Below are 25,755 nucleotides of genomic sequence, written 5' to 3'. Positions count from 1 at the left end.
GAAGCCGGTTAATTGGTACTCCTAGTCCTTCCTTGTACTCTTCAATTCTACCTTCACTTCGACACCTAGTACATAATCCCCTGCTTTTTTCGTCCACCCCCACCTCCGTTATTCTTCTGCTTGAATCTCAATCATCAGTCCCTCTACATGCTTGCGGCTCATCAGCTTCCGCTTCTTACGATTCTCCTTCGTATCCAAGACGATGCTTAAGTCATAATTGTCCGGGTATAGATCCTTAGCTTCTACATGAAGCTCCAATCGCTTTTTGTTAATTTTACACTTTTGCTTCATAATCAACACACCGACAATCCCTTTGCTGTCTTCGAGCTCACATACGATTCCCGTCCTCCCCAAATAAGGAATGCGCACGCTGTCGCCCAGTTGATAGCTGACCTGCTTCTCCGTCTCAACTGCCTGTTTCTGTTGGCCTTTGCTGCTCTTTTGTAAATGTTTGCCGCCCATTGGTGTTTTTACTGCTCGTTCAGTCTCTGGCTGCACATGCGACATCACTTCTTGTAACGGTTCACGTAATTCTAACTCGCTGCGTACAGCTTTCGTTTCTTGTCTCATTGCTTGTTGCATATGTTGTTCCACCTGTACTGCCTGCACATTTGCGTGTTTTACTGTTGCCGCTTCAGCTAATGTCTCTTTTACTGCTCCTATTACGTTTGACGCTGCTAAAGTGAGCTCGCGTGAACGATTAATAATGCTAACGGGCAGTCCTAATTTTAAGGCGATCAAAAAAGCATAGCTTTGTCCCGCCTCTCCGATCACTAAACGATAAGCCGGTTGCAGCGTATCTGGATCAAACGCCATACGTGCATTTTCAAAGCCTGGTGTCGTACCGGCAAAATTTTTGATTTCTGTAAAATGAGTCGTGGCTACTACGGTAGCTCCTCGACGATGCAGCTCTTCTAATATCGCAATCGAGAGTCCTACCCCTTCGCCGGGATCAGTCCCTGAAGCCATTTCGTCGATCAACACTAACGTAGCGTCGTTTGCAACCTGTAAAATGTCAATCACATTACGGATATGCGCCGAGAACGTACTAAGCGCATGTTCAATGCTCTGCCCATCTCCCATATCAACTGCAATATGATCAAACACGGCGAACATACTGCCTTCCGCCACGGGAACGAGCAAACCCGATTGCACCATAACTGTCAATAAGCCGACCGTTTTTAGCGCAAGTGTCTTGCCACCAGTGTTTGGCCCCGTAATAATGAGCGACTGATAAGTGTCCCCAATCGCAAATTGAAGTGGAACCATACTTTGGAGTAAAGGATGGCGTGCGTCTTTCAAAAGTATGCGGCCAGCCTCATTTAATTGCACATTGCTCCCCTGAATAGAGATGGCATATTTAGCCTTTGCAAACAAATAATCATACGCTCCTACTGTATCCACATTAATACGAATCTCGTGCGCATATTGCTCAACGTAAGCGGTCAATTCGCTTAGCACTTTAGCTTCAATTCGAGCTTCCTCCGCTCGATGAGCAGCAAGCTCCTGCTGGAGGTGCATAAGATCAGCAGGTTCTATATACACGGTCTGGCCGCTTGCCGATTCATCCAGTACCGTGCCCTTTACTTGCTTCCGATGCTCCTTGCGGATCGGCAATACATAACGATCGTTACGCATGCTGAAGATCCGTTCTTGCAGCATAGAGCTGTATCTGCTCATTAATGCCGCCAATTTGCCTTTTAATCGCTCTTCCATCGTTGCGATCCGTTTTCGCACCTTCATCAAGTCCTTAGTGGCATAATCGGTGACACGACCATGATGAATACAGCGCTCAATTTCAGATTTAAGTGCATGGAGCTCAAACATTGCCGTCGCATATGCGCTTACATGGGGGGAAATCGCAGCTTTAGCACTCATATATTTCATGAGCTGCGCACAGCTATGCAGAAACTGATGCATATGCATAAAGTCCTGTTCGCTGTACACGTAGCCCGTGTCCAGCAGACTTAATACATGTTCGATTCCCTCTAGTGAAGGAATCGGCACACTGGCCCCGGATTGCAGCATAAATTTAGCTTCAGCCGTTTCATCCAATTGCTGGCGGATCACCCTCATATTCGTAAGGGGCTTCATCTCTGCTATATGCTGCCTGCCAATATAAGAAGCTGCATAAGACTCAAGTACTTCTTTGATCTTTCCGTATTCCAAGCGCTGCAAGTTCATGTTATTCATTGTCTATTCCTCCTTATAATTAAAAAAAGGCAGAGAATGACATCGTCATTCTCTGCCTTACATAAGAGTTGCCTATCCTAAATAAACCGCCAAAACAACAAAAAAATCCGCGCTGAACACAGCACGGATGATGGCGTCAATAAGATAGGTGTACACCTAGGGCATTGTATGATATCCGCTGTTCTTAACTAATTCCGAGGTTATCTTCTGCGCATTCAAAATAAACGTTGTCAGTTATAAAAATTAGACAACATTAAGATGCAGAAGCCTCAATATGGAATTTGATTAGTTAAGAACGGCCACCAACATTAAAGTCTCTCCCTTAAGTGCAAAATATAATTATCATTATAGCGAAGCTATCCATCTAAAGCAATAACTATACAATTTAACCTCACTGCAGCCCTTTTCAAATATCGAATAATCAAAATGTTACTACAGCACATCTGCTAACCACTTCTTACTGCTCGGGCCCAGTTCATCCATCTCCTGGGGTTCTACGATAATACCTAGCTCAAGCCCGTTACCATCTCGAACCGACACGTGACGTTCTGGTCCAGTAAGGTATAAGGTACCATCCATTCACGGAGCTTACAACAGACATTTAGCAGAGATTATTGTACTTAAAAGTTATGCAGTATGAGTAACTTATTACACTATGCTACGTGACGCAGGCTTCCATTCACCTGCCAACATCCCATAAACGGCATGATCGATACAGCGGTCATACAACCATTCTGCTTGTCTAATGCTGCCTTCATAAGTAAATCCAAGCCGCTCGGGAACCGCTCTGCTTCTCGCATTATATTCCCCTGCTCGAATCTCAATTCGATTTAATCCATACTCCGTGAATGCATAGGTAATCATTTCCCTACACGTACTTGTTACTACACCTAATCCTTGAAACTCCGCTGCCAGCCAGTATCCTATCGATGTTTTACGATTTCGCCAATCCAACTCGTGAAAGCCAATGCAGCCTGCAAATTGATCGTTATAGTACATACCACAACTAAAGCCACTATTATTCGCAAACTTCTGTAGCTCACTTTCAATAAATAGTTTCGTGTCAGCCGCACTTTTCATATTGTCCACCCAAGGCAGCCATTCTCTTAAATAAATGCGGTTATTGTTCGTTACTTCATAGATTTCTTCAGCGTAAATAGGTTGGAGCAGCTTTAGCTTTATTTCAGCGCTTACCGGATAACTAAACATGGATACCCTCCTTTTAACTATGCAATCTGACACTTACTTCATAATTTATGTAATTAAAGGTATGTTTGGGTAATCGTCAGACTCGTTGCTTTACGCTATTATAACTTCCACTTCTCATCATAGTCATCCTCATTTTCGCTTGAAATAACAAAATCCGTGCTGCGTTCAGCACGGATTTATTTTCAACTGCAAAGAGCAGTCTGTTCTTATTTAAACAACTTTAAGCGGCTTTCCAACGGTTGAAATGCCTTATCGCCTGGCTGTGCTGCCGGCTGACCAAATGGCATCTGCGCGATTAATTTCCAATCTGATGGAAGACCCCACTCCTGACGGACTTGCTCATCTATTAAAGGATTGTAGTGTTGAAGCGAAGCACCGAGTCCTTCTTGCTCTAGTGCTGTCCATACGACAAATTGCAGCATCCCTGACGATTGCTGTGACCAAATCGGGAAGTTGTCACTATAAGCGGCAAATTTCTCCTGCAAAGATTGGATGACAGCCTGATCTTCAAAAAAAAGTACGGTTCCATAGCCACTGCGGAACCCCTTCATCTTGTCTGCCGTCGGACCGAAGTTGTCTGCTGGCACGATCTTGCGCAGCGTCTCAGTTGTCAGATCCCACAACTTATCATGCTGTTCCTTTAGCAGGACAACTACTCTTGCACTTTGCGAGTTAAAAGAGGAAGGAGTATGTAAGACTGCTTCTCCTACAAGCGCCTCAATCCGCTCGTCGCTCACGGTTGTTTCTTTACTGATGGCATAGAACGTTCGTCTTTGTTTGACCGCAGCCAAGAAATCGTTACTCATTGGTTATCGCTCCTTTTATGCTTTGCATAGGCGTTCCAATAACTTAGCATGTCCATCCTGCTGTATATATAACCAAAATTTCCGGCTTCTAAACCATTATTCTTTGTTCAGGTTTTCGGACAAATATCTCACAATTCCATCGTCAGCATCCTGTGAATATTCCCACACCATTGCTCCTGCGAGATCTTTCTGCTTGATATAGGCCACTTTGGCCTTCAGCGCTTCTTTATCCTCATAACTGATAAATATATCACCATTGTACAAATAAGCAGCTTGTGCCTTCTCGTCAAAGTAACGTTTGAATCCTTTTTTGTTCATATACTTTTCCATGAGCGTTTTGTAGCTGAGATCTGTTTTGACGATATCAATCGGCTTGCCCAACTCGAACAGTCCGTCTTTCTTACTCTTGACACCTTTCCAACCATATGAATAAGCCGGCACACCCAGTAACAGCTTCTTGCTGTCAATATCGTGCTCTAAGTATTTGGTGATGACCTTATCAATACTGAGCTTTGATTTATTTTGCTTGTCGATGTACAAATTGGAATTAAAGCCTGTCGTATCCGACCAGCGTCCTGTCATGTCGTAGCTCATCACATTAATGTAATCCACGTACTTTTCTACTTGCTTAACTTCTACATTTTTAAAATACCAATCCTGTGTACCCGACGCAAAGGTTAACAAGTATTTTGACTTATTTTTATGCGGCAGTCGATTGAGTTTTTCGCGAAGTTCTCTCATTAGACTTGTAAAGTTTTTAGTATCTTCAGGGCGAGCTTTTTGTGTTTTCCAAGCATCAAATGCAGGATACTCCCAATCGATATCTACACCGTCCAAATCCAATTCTTTTACCATGCTTATTATATTTTCGGTGAATAAATAGCGATTGCCGTCCATTGCCGCATCAGAGAACCCATCTACACCATAACCACCAACCGCAAGCACCATTTTAGTACCTTGATTATTAGCTTTTAGCTGCTTAATATTCTCCTTGATCTGATTGTTGGCTGTAACGTCCTTATGAAAATAAAGATTAGTGCCGTCAATCTTTGCAAAGGCTACAAAGGCGATATCTACATTTTTTTGTGTCAAATGAACATCCTTCGGATCACGCCACGCTTCTATATAGACCGTGGTTACTTTCTTTTCTTCCGCATTGGCAATTTGAAAAAAATAAATTCCCATTCCTACCAGCAGCAGAGCTACAAAAGCCTTGGTGTATATACTTATTTTCATCGTTGCTCTACCCTCTTCCACCAAATAATATTTGTGTTATGAATTTATTCAGATTTAATACTTTAACTGTCACATAACTAATTGAGAATATCGCAAAGATGTTAAAAATAAGGCTTGTACTCGTCTGAAGCATCGTAGCCTCCACTTCCACTCTGCGCGATACTAGAAGATCAACCAACAAATGAATGAGGTAGATGCTAAAGCTTGCTTTGGATAACGAGCTGATCATCTTTTTCACTTTATGATTTGTTTTTTCACTAATCGCGGGCTCCTTCTCTTTGAAGAAAACAAACATGCCCACAGCCATAAAGAAAGTTGTAATAGAATAGTTGCCGTAGAACATCTCATCCAACACTCCGCTGTGGAGGGAAGCAAAATAAGTCGCTACTGGAGTCAAGAAAAAGGATACGATACCTAGATTATATAGTATATTTTTCCATTTATCTGGAAGATCAAAATTAAACAAGTAATAACCTAAAATGAAATAGCCTAGGAATCCCGTAAAGAAAGGAATATTTAAAATCGGAATATTAATGTACTGATCGGTCAGTCGGAACACGACATCTGAAATAAACCGGTACACCACACTCACAATAAACCATAACAATAAATAATAACGAATGTCCTTTTGCGAGCAGACTTTAACTAATTTACTAATCAGAGGAACCGTTGCATAAATAGCGATAATGGCGTATAAAAACCATAAATGTACATAGTTTCGATCCGTCAATAATCGATACCCAAAGTCCACTATAAATTCGCCAATGCCCATGTTGCTTTTAAGAATATAATACTGGTTATATAGATCATAAATTAGTGACCAGGTAAACAAAGGGATGAGCAGGGGTACAACTCGCTTGATATAGAAATCTTTATAGGACTTGATCTCAACACGCAAAATCATCGCACCGCTTATCATAAAAAACACAGGTACCGCAAAACGGGATACGGAATTAAACAAATTGCTAATCCACCAGGAGCCCGTATTAAAATCGTTAGTGCGAGTCAGCAGATCAGCCGTAATGTGAAGAATAATGACGGCTGCGATCGATAAAATACGAAGGATATCCACATATACGATACGTTTATTTTGAAATATGCTGTTCATAGTTGCCCCCTGAATAACTTATTGAGAACTAGCTGCTACGTTCTGGCTAATGCTTGCGACACCTTTACGTTCCACAAAGCCCCAGCCTTCATCATTGTCAAAGTATTTAAACGTACCCACGATGTTAATGTACAACAGGATATTACGATACGTGAGCAGCTCGTATTGACTGAACAAAAACATTTTGACATAGTCGAAAAAGGAATAGTTACTGCCGTATTTTTTGCATAGGTAAAGTGAAATGATGATTTGAACTGCATTTACAACTAATGTGACGAGGAACAAAATTAAAGCCTGCATCAGATTGTCGCCTGAGAGCAATGCTTGAATAATATAAAATATCGTGGTAAATGCGGTGAACGTTCCTAAAATAAAGCCGTCAATGGCAAAAAATAAACTTACACCGACCGTGAACTTTTGCGACAGCTTCGACCAGTAGATCAAAATGCAATCGACAAATGCTTTTTGCCAACGAATACGTTGTTTGTAGAAGTTTTTAAGATTTTCAGGGCATTCTGTATAGCATACAGCTTCAGGCGCATACACCAGTTTCTTTTTTAGCTTGTTGGCTTTCATATATTTATGGATTTTGAGCGTTATATCGATATCCTCGCCAACGGTGCTTCTGAAACCATTTACCTCGACTAGAATATCTTTATAGAAGGCTCCGAACGCGCCGGAAATTACTACAATGGAGTTAAAAAAAGATTGCGTAAGCTTGCGGACATAAAACCCGTGGACGTAATTAATAATTTGACTTTTAATAAGTCCTTTACCTTTAAATTTCTCAACGATGACGCCATCTTTACGTTCAGCGCCTTGCACAATTTTAACGGTTCCACCAAGTGCGATAATCGCTTCATCATGAAAGTATTGATTAACATATTTTAAAGAATTCACTTCTAGCATGCTGTCTGCATCCAACGTAATAACAATGTCCGCATTGGCACAGTCAATACCTGCATTAAGCGAATCTGCTTTGCCGCCGTTATGCTTATCGATCACAAATATGTGCGGATACAATTGTGATCGGTAAATTCCTTTAATAGATTTGTATGTAAGCTTCTTATCCGGCTTTCTGTTGTCCGGCACTAATTCTAATAGCTCTTCTAATTTGGAAAGAGTGCTGTCCTTAGAACCATCGTTAATGATAATGATCTCATGATTTTGATAGTTCAAGCCCTCCATCGCATCTATACAATTTTTGATCGTTAGCTCCTCATTGTAAGCTGGAACAAGCACGGAAATCGATTTTTCATCAAACGTTTCATCTAACTTTTTTACTTTACTGAACAAAAGTGGAATGACCGTATAAAGAAGCTGAAAGACAAGGAACACAATCGTCGTTAAATACAAAAAGTATTGCATGGTACTCACTCACTCCTTCTTCTCTATCTACTGCTCTTTGGCATAACAAAATAAGGTGTTGTTCATATGATCAAAGAACACACAAAAGATATCGATATCCCCGTTTGTGTGTATAACAATTATGATGAGATTAGATCTTGAACAACAGGAAATGTAATGAACTGAATGAAGAAGACACTTACGAGAGATTAATAAAAATGGATCTGAAACTGGGGGATCTGGACAGGTATTTATGCGTATCATGTAGCCGACATATATGCATAAATTCAGATGTTCTGATGCATGCACCTACTCTCTGTGTAATTATGGTAGTCTATAATTTCTACTTACAAAATATCGCATTTTACGTCGAAAAGTAAAACCGCTCTAATTTTAAAGAAAACGAATACATTGCCATTTATCAGGTTTACTCTTCCAATTGATACGTTTTTCAGCCCTTTCAGAAATTAACTCATCATTTGATTTTTTATCATAAAAATTTACTGCCTTTTTCATAAAACCTCTCTAAAAACAGGGCGCGTTTGTAGCAAAAAAGGTCTACCGCGTTAGCAGCAGACCTCTTTCACTCAAAGATAACTGTTGAATTTTATACTTTTTTTACCATATGTTCATAGTCTTCACCAGCAATCGTGATCACAAGGCCATCTCCCTCATACCCCTGTGCTTCATACAACTGCTTCGCTCTAATATTCGCCACATTTACGAGTAAGGACGCTTTCGCTAAACCTCGTGTTTTGGCTTCATCCTCAAAGGCAGCCATAAGCTGCTTGCCAATGCCTTGCCCGCGCTGCGAGGCATCTACCGCTAGTGAATCCAAATAAAATTCCCCTGGCAGCGCTTCCTTGACAAGCTGAACAGGCTCCCCACGCAATTCAGATAAGCGTGCTTCCAACGGCTTGTCTAATGTGATTACATTGCTGCCCTCATAAAATAATGCGTAACCAAGCGGTACTCCATCTTGCTCCCATACGATACTATTGTCCCAGCTTAGCCGATTGTCCGATCGTATAAAATACTGTTCCAGGATGTCCGCCGTCTTTTCCTTGTTTTCTGTACCCGACAAATCAAATGCAATTGTACCAATCGCTTCCATCATAAGGGGAATAATATGTTTACTATCCTCTGGCTTTGCTGCTCTGATCATATTTGATTCCTCCCGACTATGTAATATTAGATATACTCATATCTTACCATAACTAGCGGCTAACTTTCATGCGGCCAAACGGAGATGCTCACCCCCAAGTAGGCGTTCGCATACAATGTTCTGTGCCGCAAACACGATATAACTTTCGGAAAGGGCGTATGATCACCATGACGAACCCAGATTTTCAGTCCCCCTCTTTAAATTTGTCTTATGATGTAAACAGCAGCTCCTTTTTTAAAAAAGACGATAATAACTACATTAATGTATTGTCCAATGTACAATTATCTTCCCTGGAAAATGTATCTTTACTTGACATTTTTCTCAGCGAGGGACAAACCATTGAACCCCACTGGCATCCTAGCGAAGCTGAATTAGTATATACGATATCTGGCGAACTATTTATTGGCATACTCAATGGTTTTACTAATCAAGTGCTGCATTATCGTCTGAAGCCCGGTCAGGTCGTAAACATTCCTAAAGGGTGGTGGCATTGGGAAACAGCATTAACAGATCAAACACATGCACTTGCCATATTTGATCAGCCTGCACCAACGGTTGTATTTGGCTCCGATGTGCTCCGCTTTACGCCGAAAGAAGTGTTCGCTCATACTTATTGTTTAAATGAAGAGCAAATAGCTTCTGCACTCCAGCCGATCACAAAAACAGTAGTTATTGGCCCTCCCGCCAACTGTATGCGGCCTGTTGGAGCAAATGGGCAGCACCATGATGAGCAGCGGGCATACTTGCAATCGCATGCGCATCTCCATCCCTCACAAAGGCAGCAGCAGTTGCACCAACCGCAACATCCGCAAGCAGCCCTTCCGCAGCCACACTACAATTATCAAAGCCTTTATCAGCCCTGTCCCCACCATCAATATCCGATGACAAGAACGTTGAGTCATTACATACCGCGTTAATCGCGGTATTTTGTTTTATTCCCCCAAATATGGCAAGAAAAAAAGCACCCTCGTGAGGTGCTTAAGCTGACACTGGTGAAAGCATGCGTGACAAAAGGAATGATTTCCTTCAATGTAAGTGTAAGGCTCACAACAATAACTCCATGGCAGCACGTTCTTTATCCGCAATCTCGAGCAACAGCTTAGACGCATGTACGAGTTCTTGGTACTCACCTGTTCTTCCTGCATGATCGATTGAAGTAGAGACGCTAACCCACATTGGAGCGATCTCTGTAAACATGCAATGGGCTTGTTCAATTTTTGAGTCCTCAAGCCGATCAGCACACTCTCTCAAATAATCCCGATACAAATTCCGAAATAAAGCACCGCCGGTTCCCGCCCGCTCCATTAGCGTCGCGGTAAGACATAAATCATGTTCGAAATTATTGCTGTGAGAAGGCCACTTCAAAATTTCATTGCTCATTTTAACGATGCCTTTATAGCCAACATTTCGAATGGGCGGGTTCAAATAGTCATGCGCATTCATCCTCAAAGATTCGCGTATTGCAGGTACAAGCGGAAGCAATGTGTCGTTTGGCTCGATCGTAAAGGAACGATTTCGGGAGCTCATGGGTCCCTTTGCATTTCTAGCAGCAGCTAAGCTTGTCAAACGCGTCTTCACCAGTCCACCCTGTTGTCTAGTGTCCGCTAAGTAGGCGTATTCGTCATCTATACCATAAAGTACCGCATAGTGACCAGCGAAGTGTATTTTGTTCTTAAAATAATCCAAGTAATAGGCATCTAACTTAAGTCCAATCGGAATGCCATTTTCGATGCTGCTTCGGACGTTCTGCCACGCCTTATTGACGGAAGAGGTTTCTTGATATTTAACGTTTAAGCCGAGCCGTTCGGCAAGATTAGCGGTCAGTTTATCCGGTTTTACCCTTCCTCCGATGAAGGGGAAGTCCATCCCTTTCGAATCCCAGTATATGAATCCAAGCCCTTGTCCGAGTCCGAACAACATCGGCTCAGACAGGCGAACCCCCGTATGTTGCATTAAATTACCAATAGCGGTTGTTTCGCAATGTTCACCTTGATAAGGAATGAAACCTTCAATTAATTTGACCATGCCTACTTGCCTCCTCCAATAATTCATGTATTAAACGGCTAACGAACGCTTGCTCACTCTCGATTAAGCTGACTGGATGCAAGAACAACGCCCTTACGTTCAGCGGCAAGCTAGCTCCACCTTGTGATTCGTACTTCTGTCTTATTTTTATGGAGAGTTCACCAAGGAAATCCAGTCGCTTTCGTAAAGCAAGGACAGCCTCTTCCTTCCCAATATGGGGCAAAGCGGCCAAACCGAGATCGAAGCGGTTGTCACGTTCCCGTGTAGACGACAGACTATCCATAATTTCATTTCTCAGCTTACGTATACCCTCTTCGGTGAGGGAAAATCGGGTCGGCGTTGGCCCCTTGCCGAATTTCTCGTCGGATGTCTCAGGTGAGATCCATCCTTTATCGCTAAGTTTCTTCAATCCCGCATATATCGAAGTTGTACCGATATTCGCCCATTCTTTATAGCCTCGCTGCTCGACTAACTTCATCATATCGTATCCGGAAGCTTGACTAAGTTCCGCGATCATTTGCAGGAGCATGAATTCAACATTCGATAATGTATGCATAGAGAAACTCCTTTTCCAAAATATTTCACATTTGCAATATAACATAGGTGAAATATAAATTCAATAACCGAATATGCAGGAAAACTACAGCTTAAGAATGTTCAAATCAGGAACTGACGAACTTCCGACTGTACGAGTCTTGAGGCGACAATTGAGCTCGCAGTATCGACTGATCATACGGATCTTTTTTGTACCTAGCTGATTGTATCCATCAATAAAGGGCCGAGCATGTTCGCTCGACCCTTTATTGATGTTACAACATACATCATGCATTTATAATCGATACAATTTCCACACACGTTTAACCAGTGACACCACGTGTGTTAGAAAAACTTCACAACATCTTCAGACGGCAAGAATGCTTTCTCTCCAGCCTGTTCCTTCGCTTCGCCAAATGGCATTTGTGCAACCAAGCTCCAGTCCTGCGAAATGTTCCACACGTTCTTTACTTCTTCATCGATGATAGGATTGTAGTGCTGAATAGAGGCACCGATTCCTTCTGCGGACAACGTTAACCACACTGCATACTGGAGCATTGCACTGCCTTGATGTGACCAGAATGGAAACTGGTCTTTGTAGGAAGGGGCTTTCTCCTGCATTGTACGGATCGTTTCTTGGTTCTCAAAGAACAAAATGGTACCTGCACCCTCACGGAAGCCTGCCAACCGTTCAACTGTCGCTTCGAAGTTTTCAGCCGGAACACGGGAACGCAGCGTTTCTTTTACGATATCCCACAACTTCTCATGTTCGCCATCCATCAGAACTACGATACGACCACTTTGCATATTAAAAGAAGTCGGTGCATGCAAAGCCGTTTGGATCACTTCTTGAATTTTTTCTTTTGTAATGGAAGCACTTTTTCCTACTTTACGAACGGAACGACGGTTAATTAAAGCATCCTTTAAATAAGTTGTAGCAGCTGACATGTAAACAACCTCCAAATAGTTATATTATATGTTGACGTTTGTATTAGCTTTGGCTAGCTCGCGATCAATGATAGTCGCCAATCTTTCCTTGCTGGCCATTCCTTTAACCACTTCATTACCTATTACAAACGTTGGTACGGCGTTAATACGAGCTTCTTCATACGCATGCTGCAAAGCAGCCTGATGCGCTTCATGGTACTTACGCGACTCCAATGCTTCTCTAAACTGCTCCTGGGGAAGTCCGACATCCCCTGCCAAGTTCGTTAATACTTCAACGTCCTCGATATTTTGCTCTTCTTGGAAAAAGGCCGTAAACACTCTGTGGTGAAATTCATTTCCTTTTCCGTGTTCCTTCGCAAATAGACAACCTTCAAAAGCCAAATGTGTATACGGATGCGGCGATAGGCGCGGCAACCGCATCTCAACACCAAACTTCTTCGCAGTCGGGAGAATATAAGAATCCCAAGAGCTCAGCTTGTCAGGTTCTTGCCACGGATCGATCTTTGGCTGCGGACTACGTCTTAATTCAAATGGCATCCACTCTACCTCGATGTCCTTTTCCTTTACTATTTCATCTAACGGGCCTTTGCCCAGGAAACAGAATGGACATATAAAGTCAGAATAAACTTTAATTGTTAAAGTCATCTTCTCCTCGCCTTTCTAGCTGCAATTGATCTTCATCAAATCAATATGATGCATACGATTGTTGCTATTATGTGGTGACGACCCTGATGTAACCATTATAGTTACATCACATTGACAAGTCAACCTTTTCTTTGTTACTTCAATAAAATAATTTACTTACTTTTAGGGTGTTTAATTCAAATTCATATGTTGGAGAGGATTTTTCCGGCCACATCATATAAGCCGCCCCTTAATCGAGGCGGCTTGTTTCATTCCTGCATGAACTACTGAACCTACTTGTAAATCGGTTTTATTTGTGACCACCGATTCGGAGGTGTGTTATTTACAATTCGTGTTTCCACTAGAGTAGGCTTGTTGGGGTTCGTCACATCATCAACTGTTACGTATAGCCGAGTACCATATTCTGTAATGAAGCGCCCTTCTCCCTCTGCTCTTACTCCATGACGTAATTTATCAAATATTGGACGATCCTCTCGTTCAACATGAATTAATCCTTGTTTATCACTAGCATAGTTGATCGCAATTCCGATCGATTCAGGGTAATCCCAAAAAATGCTGTAAAAGGATAGTCCAAATATGTCCGCTAACAAACTGTTTCTTCCCGAAACAATCAATTTATCAAATACATAGTTTACGCGATACGTTTTTCCTGCCGGGACATTCACATTCTGGGGCGGTACAATCAACGTTCTTGTGATGGACTTTTCTTTGGTCTGTGAGGTAGACATATCATAGTCGACGCGGAAGGTGTGTGAGGCTGTTGCGACAAGTACACTTAGAGAGGCATTATACTCATAACCAAATGTCCAACCGGTCGTATTAGTTGTACTCGTCGTTTCCAGAAATTCATATTCAAATGAACTTGAGGTGAGCGTTTGTTCCTGTGATGTCTGATTCGTTAAAAAGGTATCACCTACCGTTAATGTTTCAACATTAGAAATCGTCGTACCTTCAATATTGCTTCCATGTAAAATAGCTTCTTCCACCGTATGTTTAACAAAATAATCGCCCCACGAAGGATCACTTTTTAACATCGTGTCGATTTTGTTGGAGATACTGACAATAGCACTGTTTTTTTGTTCTACAGCTTCGACGGTTGGAGTTGAAATGTTAGCTACAGTCGCAGCACTCATTATAAATACAAGTAACAGACTCATTATCTTTTTCATGTTCTCAATCTCCTTTATCGGTATTGCTGTTCCCATTTTACGATGCATGGTTCCAATACCATCACTGTTCCACCTTATGTAGTCCGTAATTAATTTATGCAGCTTTATACACGCTACGCAGCAGCTTTGGCGTCGCAAAAACGTTATACAAGAGAATAAAAATAAGGCCTTGCAAAGGGAAACATAATAAGCTTGGAGAGTGGACATGTAAGTGGGTAAACAACATCGAGGAAATGAACTGGCGATCAATGATCAAGTTAAGTGTCACTTGCGGAACAACATTCTACATAAAGTACATACAAAAACTTTCTAAGGTTTAATTTAGCAGCAGATGATTTACGCTGTTCCTCAAGCTCTCTCATGCGAAGGCGTACTTCCTGAAAGTCAAATAACCGTGAAGCATAGTATTCAAATGTTGGATGACCATAATCGTTTAAACCTAAGGACGATAAATGAGTAAGCGCTTGCATAACTAAGCGCCGGATTCTCTGTTCCAAGGCTCGCACAACCTTTTGCATGTTTGCCTCGGGCTGTTGCAGACTACCCTTCGCTACGTGTGCATAGATGGTTTTGAGTGGCGGTAAGTCAGGCAGAAGTTGCTGCGCTTGCTCCTGTGTTTTTAGCCACTTCATAATACGAATGAGATCAGAAGTACCCGTCTCCCCAGCAATTCCTAATTGCAGCAGCAAAGTACGCGCTTGCTGCTCAATCGAGCTCTGCTGCTGCAAGTGCGTGCCCGAATGCACAGCTGCATCCCCTGGTACATCCAACAAGCGAAGCGAGTTACGAATCGTCTGCATCGATTTCTCTAGCAAGAGATGATCAGACACCCGTCGCAGCACAGCTACTACTTCCAAGCGATTAATAGGCTTCTGGATAAACGTATCCACTCCTTGCTGGTAAGCCTCACCTATCATTTCCTTGTTCTCCACTTGGGAAATCATAATAAATCTACCCCCGTAGTGCGCTTCTCGCAGCGCTTTGACGGTTTCAATCCCGTCACGGCCTGGCATTAACAGGTCGATAATTACTACGTCCGCAGCTTGTACGGCTATAATTGACGCACAAGATCCATCTTCGGCTTCACCCATAACCTCACCCAAGCCGCTTTCGGCAACGATGCGTGATAACATTTTACGAACGGCTGGATCGTCTTCAACCACATAAAATTTGAGCACCTTCAACACCCTCCCGTTGTGCTAATCGTCCTACAGGAATCCGTACTTCAAAGCATGTGACAGTTGTATCGCTGCACACGGTAAGCTCGCCCCCAAGCAAGCGCACGATATCAGCCGCGTGGGACAGCCCAATACCTGTTGATGCGTTTCCCGCCGCATCAAATTTAGTCGTAAAGCCAGGATGAAAAATCATGTCCCTATCACCAACTGCTATACCCGGGCCATCGTCCGTAACGGCAAATCGAAAGTAATCGTCGCAAAGCTCGCCCACTAGCTGAATTTGACCTTGTTGTGTAATGGCTTCTACCGCATTAGAAACGATATTGTTCAGAACAGACAGCAGCGGATAAATCTCAGTTGTGGACAAGATGGTGTCTGTACGCACTTCAATTTCGATAAGTTTTCCGAGCAGTAAGCTGTAGTTAACATTAGTACGAGCGACCATTGCACATAAATCTGCAATTGCAATACGCTTTGATAGCATACGTTCCTGCTGGATGATTTTAAATAAGCCGGATAAAATTCGTTCCGAATCTTTTTTGACTTCATGTACATGCTGCGCAATATGTAAAGCCTGGGCCGCATTCGGGTAGTGCACCTGTTTTAAAGATTTGTACAACTGGTAGCTTTCACGTGTAATTTCTTCAATATGAGACATCGATTTTTTCAAATAAAACGATTCAGCGAACAAATCTGAATTTATCATCATGAGTCGTTCCAATTCCAAGCGTCTCTGTTCTCCTAGCGCTCTTACTTGCCGAATAGCCAACATGTTGCACAAACCTACGACAAAAAAACTACGAAGCAAACCAACTAAAATAATGAGCATAATCTCCTGATACGTCACACGAGCAGTTTCACCAGATGCAATTCGGATTAACAGTTCTGTACCATTCGATGCCATATCTGCAAAGGCGCCAAAAAAAGCAACTTTCAGGTGATATTCAACGTTTGCTTTGATCTTGAGCAGCGAAATGACTGCCGAAAACGTCACATAATAAAAAAATACGGGTAAATGATGGAGAAGCCCTGCATCCAAGGGGATACCCTGCAACGTCCCATCCATTGCAATGCGGAATGAAACGACAAATACTCCGGCCGAAATGCCCGTTACAAGCACAGGCACGGAAAACCATAACATACCGAAAAAATATGCCATAATGCCAAGCGAAAATCGAAATTCGCCTCCAAACGGAGTGATTTTTGCCTCTCCGAGCAGTCCTGTCGACAATAGAATGATAAACCAAATAAACCATCTATAGTCTCGCATTTTGATTTGCTTCTCCTTTCCACCTGAGATCCTCCTATTCCCTCTTCATTTATCCTACTGGAAAAGAGTGCATGTTGTCGCGTGAATCCTTCTTTTTGTAACGAAGCAGCTTGTATACCTCCCCTTGACTCATAAGCTGCGTAAGAGAAACAGACAGACATATTTGAGGCAAGCTGTCAGTTACAGAGCATAAATATAAAAAGGTTCTCCCAGTTGGTCTGGGAGAACCTGCTATGACGTGCTTAAACGGATCAATTGTTACGCGCTAGAAGGCCAACAATTAAGCTGACAGCCTCGGCGCGAGTCGCATGCGTCTGGGGGTCAAATCGATTGCCGCTAACCCCGCTGATGTAGCCCGCTTCCACTGCTGCTGCCACATATGGCACTGCCCAAGCTGGAATTTGCTTGGCATCAGCAAAGTGGAGCTTCGCTAGAGGTTTGGGCTCAAGCCCTGCTGCCCTTACAATAAGGACTGCCAATTCGGTTCTAGTTAAGGAACGATTAGGCTGGAAGGTGTTATTGGCATAACCAGACACCCACCCCAATTCAACTCCTTGCCTAATCGCTTGTAATGCCCACTGTGGAATCTGGTCTTGGTCCGCAAAGGTTCGTGTTGTACCGTTGCCTGACCGTTGCAGAGCTCTTACTAACATCACAACTAGTTCTGCTCGAGTTATTTGCTTATTCGGCTTAAATGTACCATCCGCATAACCTGTCACAAAACCACGATTCACACCTTCACGAACTGCGTTCTCTGCCCAGTGGCCATTAATATCAGACCATGTAGGGGATGTCTTCCCACCTCCAGTGCTGCCGCTGCCCGTACTTTGCTCGCTGCTAGCACTGCCGTTTTTAGAACCGTCCTGTTGGCTGCCGTTCGTGCCGCCGGAATGGCCTGTGCTTGAACCTGTATTTGAACCCGTGCTTGAACCTGCACCCGTGCCACTTCCAGCATTCCCACCGGTGCTGCCCCCACTTCCATTACCATTTCCGTCGTTGCTCCCGTTACCGTTGCAGCTACCATCGTTATTGCCAGCACCGCTATTACTTAATGCAGCTACAAAACCATCGGCATTGTCTTTGCCGCTAACGGCTTTAATAACAAATTGATAGCTTTTAGCTGCATCGAGCCCTTGAGCTTTATAACTGTAAGAACCTTTGCCCTGCTCAGGCCGCACTTGCACGGTCCAGTTTGGTCCAAGCTGATCATTCTTCTCATAAATTCGATAATTTGTAATTTCTCGCCCACCCGCGGGGGCAAGCCAAGACAACGTAGCCGCGCCATTTTGAATGGCTCCAAGCTTTGCCTCACGGACATTGTTCGGCTTAGCTGTTGTCTTCTTAATGCTGAATTGATCATAACGATCAGTTGAGCCCGTTTCTGTCGTTGTGTATACATCAAAAGAAATTTTGTCCGCGGTCACAACTACCCCTGTAAACATTTCCTTATTCGGCTGACCGTATTTTTCAGCAAACGGAAACGGTCCCTGCTTTGGTGTATAGCGCTTATCTCCTGCTGCATTGCTCACCAAGTACAAAGTGCCTTGCGGATTAAGCAAACTTCCGTCTCCATCCGAAGCCGTATTCTTCTGCGGCTCATGGTTATACATTGGATATGTCCGTGTATAGGTGTGATCGTGCCCACTCAATACAACATCAATGCCAAGCTCGTCAAACAACGATGTCAGCTTATTACGAAAGAAAAGGGTATCGCTGTCATTTGTATGGCTTGCAACAGAATAAGGGGACTTGTGGAACATCACGATCTTCCACTTCTGGTTGCTCTTTGCCGCCTCCTTACGCAGCCACTCTTCCTGCTTTTTGTACACTACATCAACATCTTTTACTTCATTATATTCCGTATTAATGACCATAAAGTGAGCCGCACCGTAATCAAAAGCATAAACCGATCCGTCTGGTTTGGCGCCTGTGTAGGAAATATTAGGCAAGTTAAAATGATACCAAAAATTATTGTTCAGCTTACTCTCATGGTTGCCCACTGTAGGTACTAACGGTACTTCTGTAAATATGGACTGTGGCTTATTTAACATCCACATCCACTGATCCTCAATGTCCCCATGATCAACTAAATCACCTGTAACTGTGATAAAACGGGATTTAGGGAACTTCTTTATCCCTTCCTCCAACGTATGATTCCATGTGACATATTCAGACTCCGTCGTTCCTTGCGGATCTGTTGTATATAGAAAGGTAAATGCTTCATCACTTGGCTTTGCCGTTGTAAAGGTACGGATACCACTCCAGTGTCCATCTTGCCCGTCACCTACTCGGTAGCTGTAGGTAGTATTTGGCTGCAAACCTTGAGCCAACACTTTGTGACTTGCGTACACTGTACGTTTGCCTGCACTTTTATCTGCACGTGACTGATACACTTGAACGTCCATAGATGCTCCTTCAAATGTCATCGTATGTCCCGCTGGCAGCGTTAACCCTGTCACAAAAGCTGTTGGGGCAATTTCCAGCTTCGTTCCTTTTACCTTCGGATCGGTATACCAAGCAAAGCCTTGAGCTGTACTCGGATCACCATTAAAGGTCATCGTCACCGCCGTTGGAAGCAGATTGCCCGAAGTCCCCGGACCCTCGTCCTTAGGATTGGCGATCAACTGCATCGCCCAATACAAATCGGAGCTGCTGCCGCTTCGTTGATGAACCTCCGCAGCCACCACATTACGCCCTTCTTTTAGCACACCCTTAAGCGGTTGGGTCAAATCTGCTGTTTCCGTCGTAGGGCTGCCTAGCGTTGTAGCACTGAAAGTCTCGTAGTCAGCCACTCCCGCAGGCATGTTGAATCGATAAACTTCCGTCCCATTCACATACAGAATAACACCATCATCGATCCCAAATTGTCCGACAATCTTGTTGTATGCTGACAAGTTATTTACGTCCATCGCCGTTCGGAAATATGCGGTCGGATGCTTCTTCTTAGCATCCTGGCCATAACTAATCACCTGCTGAATGCTGCCAAAGGCGGACGTTGATTCGTCTGCTGGATACCCGAACGGCCCACGAGCTGAAGCCCAACCCGAGTCATTGTAGCTCGTTGCCCGCCAAGCTGTTCCTTGGTTCGAACCATCATCTAAATATTTCCAATTTAAATCTTTAGATAACAAAACAATGCCTTGCCCTTCATTGCCAGTATTTCCACCATTGCTCCCACCAGGATTCGTGCCACCTCCTGGTCCACCACCATTGCTATCTTGCTCAGGCATTGCAGTCAGCTTCATGTCAAAATACAAGTCAGAGCTGGACAGACTCTGGTTGTGAAGCTCGATCGTTAATACATTTGGACCTGGGCGCAACCATTTTTTTAATGCCTCATTCAAATCTGGCGTATAAATCACTGGCCTATCTTTATTGGAAGTGGCCAACGTTGCATACGTTACGGGTCCCTCCGGCATCCCGCCGCGAAACACCTCAACACCATTAACATAAAAAACAAAGCCGTCGTCAGCGCCAAACACACTTTCAAATGATCCATAACCACGCAACTCAGCAATCGTTATCGTTTTGCTGAAATAGCTGGTCGTACGCTTGTTTTTACGGTCTTGACCGAAATCCACAACTGTGGACACTTTGCCAAACACGCTATCCGGCATTACGTCATCCGTAGCCGCACCATTTTTTTCTTTATAGCCAAATGGAGCAAGACCGCTCTTCCAGGTCGAATAATCATAGGTAACGTCCGTAACCGTCCGACTATGATCGATCCCCTCATCATTGTAACTCCAAAGTGAGCTTGGTGTGACAAGCGGCAGCGGTTTCAATGCAGGAACGGCCGTCAGCATCATATCAAAGTAAAGATCCGAGCTAGTAAGGCTTTGATTATGTAGCTCAACGGTCAACGTATTGTTCCCTTTTTTCAATGAGGCTTTAAGCTTTGCGCTTACATCCGCTTTATAAATGACCGGCTTATCCTTGGAGGAGGTAGACAACGTTTCATACGTTACCTCACCATCTGGCATGCCACCGCGGATAATTTCCGCACCATTGACATAAAAAACATAGCCGTCATCCACACCAAAAGTAGCTTCGAAAGAAGCATAGTCACGAACCTCATCCATTGTAATGACTTTGCTGAAATACGTTGTCGTATACTTATTTTTAGCATTCCCGCCAAAGCTGATCGTTGTAGCCACTTTATCGAATATCGAATCTGGAGCTACCTCGTTAGTTACGACGCCGTTCTTTTCCTTGTACCCAAATGGAGCAAGGCCCAATTTCCAGGACGAATAATCGTAAGCAGCCTGCTTCATCGCCTGACTGTGGTCAATGCCTTCGTCGCTGTAGCTCCAGTGCGAACCTGCACTTACAAGCTCTACCGCTGCCTTTCCTTCGTTCCCTTTACTCTCTTGTGCTTGAACGCTCGCCCCCATTGGAATAGAGCTTAGTGCAATCGCTAGCGCCAGCAGCAAGAAAGGCCACCTTCTCTTCATGTGATTCACGTCTGTTCACCTCTTAACACAGTTGATAATTTATGCTAGCACTAAAAGATCAGAGTGATGTTAGGAATAAGATAAGAGATTGTAAAAGCAGAGACTGAGGCTCAGGTTCATACAAAATGCTCAAGTATGTTTATTTTCAAGCTTGCGCGAGACGATCGAGAGTAAATAATTGATTGTAAAATACAAAAATGCAGCAAACAAAAACGTCGGAATAACGTAATTAATGTTATGACCGTTAATGATCTGGACATGGTTCATCAATTCCGGAAGTGCAATAACAACCGCTAGTGATGTATCTTTTAGTAATGAAATAAATTGACTTACCAATGGCGGCACCATCCGACGCAGCGCGATGGGCAGTACAATGTGTTTAAGTGTCTGTACAGATGTTAAGCCTGATGAACGACCCGCTTCGGTTAGACCTTTTTCCACACCGTTTAGCCCCCCTCGTACAATTTCGGAAATCATCGCTGACTCAAAAATAACAAGCGCAATGACCGCTGCTGTAAATTTATCAAGTTTAATACCGATCTCAGGCAGTGCAAAGTACGTAAAAAAAATAATTAAGAGCAGCGGCAAGTTGCGAACAGTCTCGACGATAACCGCACATAACTTTCCGAACACAGGCACCTGTGCGTACCGCACAGTACCGATAACTACGCTAATGGTAAAGCTAGCCACAATGGACACAAGCGCAACCTTTAACGTAATCAAAAATCCACTCAGCAAAAACTGTATATTTACAGGAGACCACGCGCCAACAAAATCCATTATGCCTCAACTCCTTTTACACGGGGGAACCGGCGCTCCAAATATCGGATACCAAAACTAAGTGGGATCGTCAAAATCAAGTAAAACAGAGCGGCAAAAATGTAAGTGCTGAACGTATCAAACGTATCCGAATTAATTAAATCTGCCTGATACATTAAGTCCGATGCAGACAATACCGTAAATATCGATGAGTTTTTTACCAAATTCAGAAATTGGTTGCCTAACGGAGGAATTACTAATCTAACCGCTTGTGGCAAAATGACATACCGCATCGCTTGCAAATAAGTTAGCCCAGAAGAACGAGCTGCCTCCATCTGACCTTGAGGTACGGATTGGATTCCAGCACGAATCGCTTCAGCAATAAAAGCAGAAGTGTACACCGTCAAAGCTGTAAGTCCCGATATAAACGGCACCAAAACAGTACCCGTTAATAGTGGAACTCCAACCAGCACAAAAAATGCGATAAGTATAAGCGGTATATTGCGAAAAAACTCAACATAGGCGGTACCTACCCATTGCAGTGGCTTCACAGGTGTAATACATAACACCGCGATCATAGCGCCTAACACAAAGCTCGCAAGGAGGGAAACAACACTTGCCGCAACAGTTCCTCCCAATCCGATCAAGTATCGGTCGAGATGCTCCGTAAGAACTGAAAATTGAATTAACATCAGTTGACCTCCTAAAGACTTGTTATCTTCACGAACTAGAAAGAGGAGAAGAGCGATGTGCGCTTATCCCCTCGACCTTCATTTACGTTTAGTTCGGTTTTTTTCCAATCCATTTTTCATAGATGTCGACATATTGTCCGTTATCTTGTAATTCCTTTAATGTCTCGTTGATCAGCTTCGCAAACTCTTCATCCCCTTTACGAACGCCTATACCATAGGGCTCTTTTGTAAAGGTCTCCTCTAACACGCGAAACTTACGATCTTGTTGTGCCATACCATAAAGCAGGGCATTATCAGTAGTTAATGCTGCGCCTTGACCCGCTTTTAAGGCGGTAAACGCCTCCGCATAGTTTTCGAATTCCATTACCTGCGCGTCTGGCACCGCCTCACGAACATTTTTGGCGGATGTGGAGCCTTTGGCGGTCAGCACCTTTGCATCTTTCGTTAAATCTTTAATTGAGTTGATTGTGCTGTCAACGGGCACTAGTAAAGACTGTCCCGCTGTAAAATAGACGTCCGAGAAATCAATTTCCTTTTTTCTCTCTTCCGTAATGGTCATGGTCGCCACAATCATATCGATGTCTCCATTTTTAAGCATAGGAATCCGTGTTTTTGAGGTTACTTCCATAAATTCGATTGCATGTTCATCCCCGAGAACTTTCTTTGCGATCTGCTTCGCAATATCGATATCTAAACCTTGCACTTGTCCACTAGCAGGGTCCTTTAGTCCGAATAAATTCAAATCATACTTGACTCCTGCAATGATTTTACCTTGCTTTTTAATTTTGGCAATTGTCCCTTCGGCTTCGGAGGCTTGCTTTGCGCACCCCATTAAAGCGCTTACAACAAATGCGGCGACTAACGATAATCCGATCATTTTACTCCACAATTTCATAACCAACTCTCCTTTATCATTAATGGTTTAATATCCGGCTAAGGAACAAGCGAGCTCGCTCTTCGCGTGGTTGTGTGAAAAATTGTGCCGGCTCCGCCTCTTCAATAATTGTGCCTTGATCCATAAATACGATGCGATCGGCCACTTCTTTCGCAAACCCCATTTCGTGAGTGACGACAACCATCGTCATTCCCTCCTGTGCGAGCTTGCGCATAACATCAAGCACTTCGCCAATCGTTTCCGGATCTAATGCGGAGGTAGGCTCGTCAAACAACATAATTTTAGGCTTCATGGCCAGTCCACGCGCGATCGCAACACGCTGCTGCTGACCGCCGGACAACTGGGACGGAAACGCGTTTGCTTTATCAGCAATGCCTACTTTGTCAAGGTTTACCATCGCGGCTTCTTCGGCCTCTTGCTTTGACATGCCTGCTACTTGTATAGGCGCAAGCGTAATATTTTGCATTACAGTCTTATGCGGGTATAAGTTAAAATGTTGGAACACCATCCCGATGTGACGACGCAATTTGTTAATATCAATAGACTTGTCATTTACACGCATGCCGTCCACTATCAATTCACCATCAGTCACCCACTCCAAGCGGTTTATACAACGCACCAATGTGCTTTTTCCAGAGCCGCTCGGGCCGATCACAACGACAACCTCACCTTGCTTGACCGATAAATTTATATCTTTTAACACATGGTAAGGACCGTAATGCTTATTAATCTGGTGGAAATGAATCATCCAATCCCCTCCCTCCTGTGAATGAAATTGATTGTTATACCAAGTTAACTAGCAACCCACGAAAACCTACACAATACTACAAAACTTAATAATTAAATTTAATTTATATAGAGGAACATGCGGATTAAATAAAAAAACCTACCGTATTTACTACTGTAGGCTGCAAACAAAATATGGATGGCTACTATATTCTATTGCGGTTATCGTTTTTTATAATGGAGTAAGCCATTCTAAAAATTCAAGTCGATTTCCAAAGGGGTCGTTTAAATAGAAGCGTCTTACTCCTTCATCAGCCCTTGTTCCATCATCTATTATTTGAATATTGTTTTGACGCAAATAATTACGGAATTCATCTAAGTTATGTACGTGAAATGCTGGGTGAGCTTTTGTAGCGGGAACAAAATCTTTTTGTACGCCGATGTGTACTTGATGAGTACCACATCGAAACCAAACACCACCACGTTTTTTTAGCGTTTCAGGTTTTGGAATCTCCGTCCAGCCCAATACATGATTAAAAAAACTCCGTGCAACTGCTTCGCAACCTTCCGGGGCTGCCAGTTGAACGTGGTCAAGTCCATAGAAATAATAAGCCATTTAATCTCTCCTTTAGTTCCATTAGACGAAACTTAGTTTCATAATTAAAATGAATTTTATACTGATTATAATAATAAATCCAGTTGTTTATTCTCGAACTCATAGCAGAAATAGGAATAAATTGAGACTAACCTGGAAAATAAAATTGGTTAATTATAGACAAGAACGAACATTTGTTCTATAATTAATAGAATGAAGTCTTTAGACAAGGGGCGATAAAGTTGATAACGATGTTTCAGTATAACTGGATGATAAGAGAGGAATGGTTTGAGCTATGCAAACAAATGCCAACAGAGGAATTGCTGCGTAATCGAATAGGTGGTGTGGGTAGCATTCTGTATACGCTGTTCCATATTTCGGATGTGGAGTACAGTTGGATTCGTGGCATACAAGGTAAGCCAGATATTCAAGTACAATACAAGAACGATATGACACTCCAACATGTAAAGGAACTTTCTGATCGTTGGCTTCATGAAACTAAAGCATTTCTGCAAACATGGTCCGATGATTTTGATAGAGACATTGTGACCGTTCCGTGGTCGGAAGAACGTTATACTAAAGGTGAAATATTACGTCATGTAATTGCACATGAAATTCATCATATGGGCCAACTCTCGGTATGGGTGAGAGAAATGGGGATTAACCCGATATCAGCAAATGTTATTGGCAGAGGATTGTTTCAAGATGTTAAATAAACGCTGAACGATAGTGTGATGAACCGCCTACCTAATGGACGGTTCTCTTCCAGTGCGCCTTCAACATAAAAAGAAAATCTCCCCT

24 protein-coding genes are annotated in these 25,755 nt (G+C 43.1%); 2 read left to right on the top strand and 22 right to left on the bottom strand.

What is annotated here, in order from left to right:
• Positions 1–108: 108 nt before the first annotated feature.
• The 9 genes from H509_RS0118665 to H509_RS0118635 form a co-directional block, all read right to left on the bottom strand.
• Positions 109–2,193, bottom strand: a complete 2,085-nt coding sequence (locus H509_RS0118665; RefSeq protein WP_028546420.1) for an endonuclease MutS2 — start codon at positions 2,191–2,193, stop codon at positions 109–111.
• A 432-nt stretch (positions 2,194–2,625) separates the two neighbouring features.
• Positions 2,626–2,772, bottom strand: a complete 147-nt coding sequence (locus H509_RS27785; RefSeq protein ID WP_157277803.1) for a hypothetical protein — start codon at positions 2,770–2,772, stop codon at positions 2,626–2,628.
• Positions 2,773–2,841: 69 nt separating this feature from the next.
• Positions 2,842–3,402, bottom strand: a complete 561-nt coding sequence (locus H509_RS0118660; RefSeq protein ID WP_028546419.1) for a GNAT family N-acetyltransferase — start codon at positions 3,400–3,402, stop codon at positions 2,842–2,844.
• A gap of 206 nt (positions 3,403–3,608) precedes the next feature.
• Positions 3,609–4,208 (bottom strand): nitroreductase family protein, encoded by a 600-nt coding sequence (locus H509_RS0118655; protein WP_028546418.1) that lies wholly within the window; start codon positions 4,206–4,208, stop codon positions 3,609–3,611.
• 96 nt (positions 4,209–4,304) lie between these two features.
• Positions 4,305–5,444, bottom strand: coding sequence for a glycoside hydrolase family 18 protein (locus H509_RS0118650; protein ID WP_028546417.1), 1,140 nt, complete (start codon positions 5,442–5,444; stop codon positions 4,305–4,307).
• Between the two features lie 7 nt (positions 5,445–5,451).
• The gene (locus H509_RS0118645; RefSeq protein WP_028546416.1) at positions 5,452–6,552 is read right to left on the bottom strand and encodes an acyltransferase; all 1,101 of its coding nucleotides are present in this window, start codon (positions 6,550–6,552) and stop codon (positions 5,452–5,454) included.
• Between the two features lie 18 nt (positions 6,553–6,570).
• Complete coding sequence (locus tag H509_RS0118640; protein ID WP_028546415.1) at positions 6,571–7,920, bottom strand: glycosyltransferase family 2 protein; 1,350 nt, start codon at positions 7,918–7,920, stop codon at positions 6,571–6,573.
• A gap of 372 nt (positions 7,921–8,292) precedes the next feature.
• Positions 8,293–8,415: a hypothetical protein gene (locus H509_RS28645; RefSeq protein ID WP_281169753.1), complete on the bottom strand. Its 123-nt coding sequence runs from the start codon at positions 8,413–8,415 to the stop codon at positions 8,293–8,295.
• Between the two features lie 91 nt (positions 8,416–8,506).
• Positions 8,507–9,064 (bottom strand): GNAT family N-acetyltransferase, encoded by a 558-nt coding sequence (locus H509_RS0118635; RefSeq protein WP_028546414.1) that lies wholly within the window; start codon positions 9,062–9,064, stop codon positions 8,507–8,509.
• 167 nt (positions 9,065–9,231) lie between these two features.
• Here H509_RS0118635 and H509_RS25900 point away from each other — a divergent pair, with 167 nt between their 5' ends.
• Positions 9,232–9,981 (top strand): cupin domain-containing protein, encoded by a 750-nt coding sequence (locus H509_RS25900; RefSeq protein ID WP_051287349.1) that lies wholly within the window; start codon positions 9,232–9,234, stop codon positions 9,979–9,981.
• A gap of 127 nt (positions 9,982–10,108) precedes the next feature.
• On the opposite strand, the gene H509_RS0118625 is transcribed toward H509_RS25900, so the two are convergent.
• From H509_RS0118625 to H509_RS0118565, 13 genes are all read right to left on the bottom strand, one after another.
• Entirely contained in the window at positions 10,109–11,089 is a 981-nt protein-coding gene (locus H509_RS0118625) for a BtrH N-terminal domain-containing protein (RefSeq protein ID WP_028546413.1), read from the bottom strand.
• Complete coding sequence (locus tag H509_RS25895) at positions 11,073–11,645, bottom strand: PadR family transcriptional regulator (RefSeq protein ID WP_036697755.1); 573 nt, start codon at positions 11,643–11,645, stop codon at positions 11,073–11,075. The genes H509_RS0118625 and H509_RS25895 overlap by 17 nt, the downstream gene beginning before the upstream one ends.
• Positions 11,646–11,968: 323 nt before the next feature.
• Complete coding sequence (locus H509_RS0118615) at positions 11,969–12,571, bottom strand: nitroreductase family protein (RefSeq protein WP_028546412.1); 603 nt, start codon at positions 12,569–12,571, stop codon at positions 11,969–11,971.
• A gap of 24 nt (positions 12,572–12,595) precedes the next feature.
• Complete coding sequence (locus H509_RS0118610; RefSeq protein ID WP_028546411.1) at positions 12,596–13,216, bottom strand: DsbA family oxidoreductase; 621 nt, start codon at positions 13,214–13,216, stop codon at positions 12,596–12,598.
• Positions 13,217–13,488: 272 nt separating this feature from the next.
• Entirely contained in the window at positions 13,489–14,385 is an 897-nt protein-coding gene (locus tag H509_RS25890) for an ETX/MTX2 family pore-forming toxin (protein WP_051287347.1), read from the bottom strand.
• A gap of 257 nt (positions 14,386–14,642) precedes the next feature.
• Entirely contained in the window at positions 14,643–15,563 is a 921-nt protein-coding gene (locus H509_RS0118600) for a response regulator (RefSeq protein WP_028546410.1), read from the bottom strand.
• A complete protein-coding gene (locus tag H509_RS0118595) occupies positions 15,541–16,833 on the bottom strand; it encodes a sensor histidine kinase (RefSeq protein WP_028546409.1) in 1,293 nt (430 codons plus the stop codon). Before H509_RS0118595 ends, H509_RS0118600 begins: the two co-directional genes overlap by 23 nt.
• Before the next feature lie 251 nt (positions 16,834–17,084).
• Positions 17,085–21,287 (bottom strand): S-layer homology domain-containing protein, encoded by a 4,203-nt coding sequence (locus H509_RS27305; RefSeq protein WP_245596167.1) that lies wholly within the window; start codon positions 21,285–21,287, stop codon positions 17,085–17,087.
• A gap of 129 nt (positions 21,288–21,416) precedes the next feature.
• Positions 21,417–22,067 (bottom strand): amino acid ABC transporter permease, encoded by a 651-nt coding sequence (locus H509_RS0118585; protein ID WP_028546408.1) that lies wholly within the window; start codon positions 22,065–22,067, stop codon positions 21,417–21,419.
• The gene (locus tag H509_RS0118580) at positions 22,067–22,738 is read right to left on the bottom strand and encodes an amino acid ABC transporter permease (RefSeq protein WP_028546407.1); all 672 of its coding nucleotides are present in this window, start codon (positions 22,736–22,738) and stop codon (positions 22,067–22,069) included. Before H509_RS0118580 ends, H509_RS0118585 begins: the two co-directional genes overlap by 1 nt.
• An 88-nt stretch (positions 22,739–22,826) precedes the next feature.
• A complete protein-coding gene (locus H509_RS0118575) occupies positions 22,827–23,633 on the bottom strand; it encodes a transporter substrate-binding domain-containing protein (protein WP_028546406.1) in 807 nt (268 codons plus the stop codon).
• 19 nt (positions 23,634–23,652) lie between these two features.
• Entirely contained in the window at positions 23,653–24,381 is a 729-nt protein-coding gene (locus H509_RS0118570; protein WP_028546405.1) for an amino acid ABC transporter ATP-binding protein, read from the bottom strand.
• A 210-nt stretch (positions 24,382–24,591) separates the two neighbouring features.
• Positions 24,592–24,975, bottom strand: coding sequence for a VOC family protein (locus H509_RS0118565; protein ID WP_028546404.1), 384 nt, complete (start codon positions 24,973–24,975; stop codon positions 24,592–24,594).
• Between the two features lie 230 nt (positions 24,976–25,205).
• Between H509_RS0118565 and H509_RS0118560 the strand changes: the two genes are divergently transcribed.
• On the top strand, positions 25,206–25,670 hold the full coding sequence (locus H509_RS0118560) for a DinB family protein (RefSeq protein ID WP_036698100.1): 465 nt from the start codon (positions 25,206–25,208) through the stop codon (positions 25,668–25,670).
• Positions 25,671–25,755: the final 85 nt, after the last annotated feature.

This window comes from Paenibacillus taiwanensis DSM 18679 (assembly GCF_000425125.1).
In the GTDB taxonomy this organism is placed as follows: Bacteria; Bacillota; Bacilli; order Paenibacillales; family Paenibacillaceae; genus Paenibacillus_B; species Paenibacillus_B taiwanensis.
The sequence above is the reverse complement of the archived record's forward strand: the minus strand, read 5'-3'. Positions and strand labels throughout refer to the sequence as shown.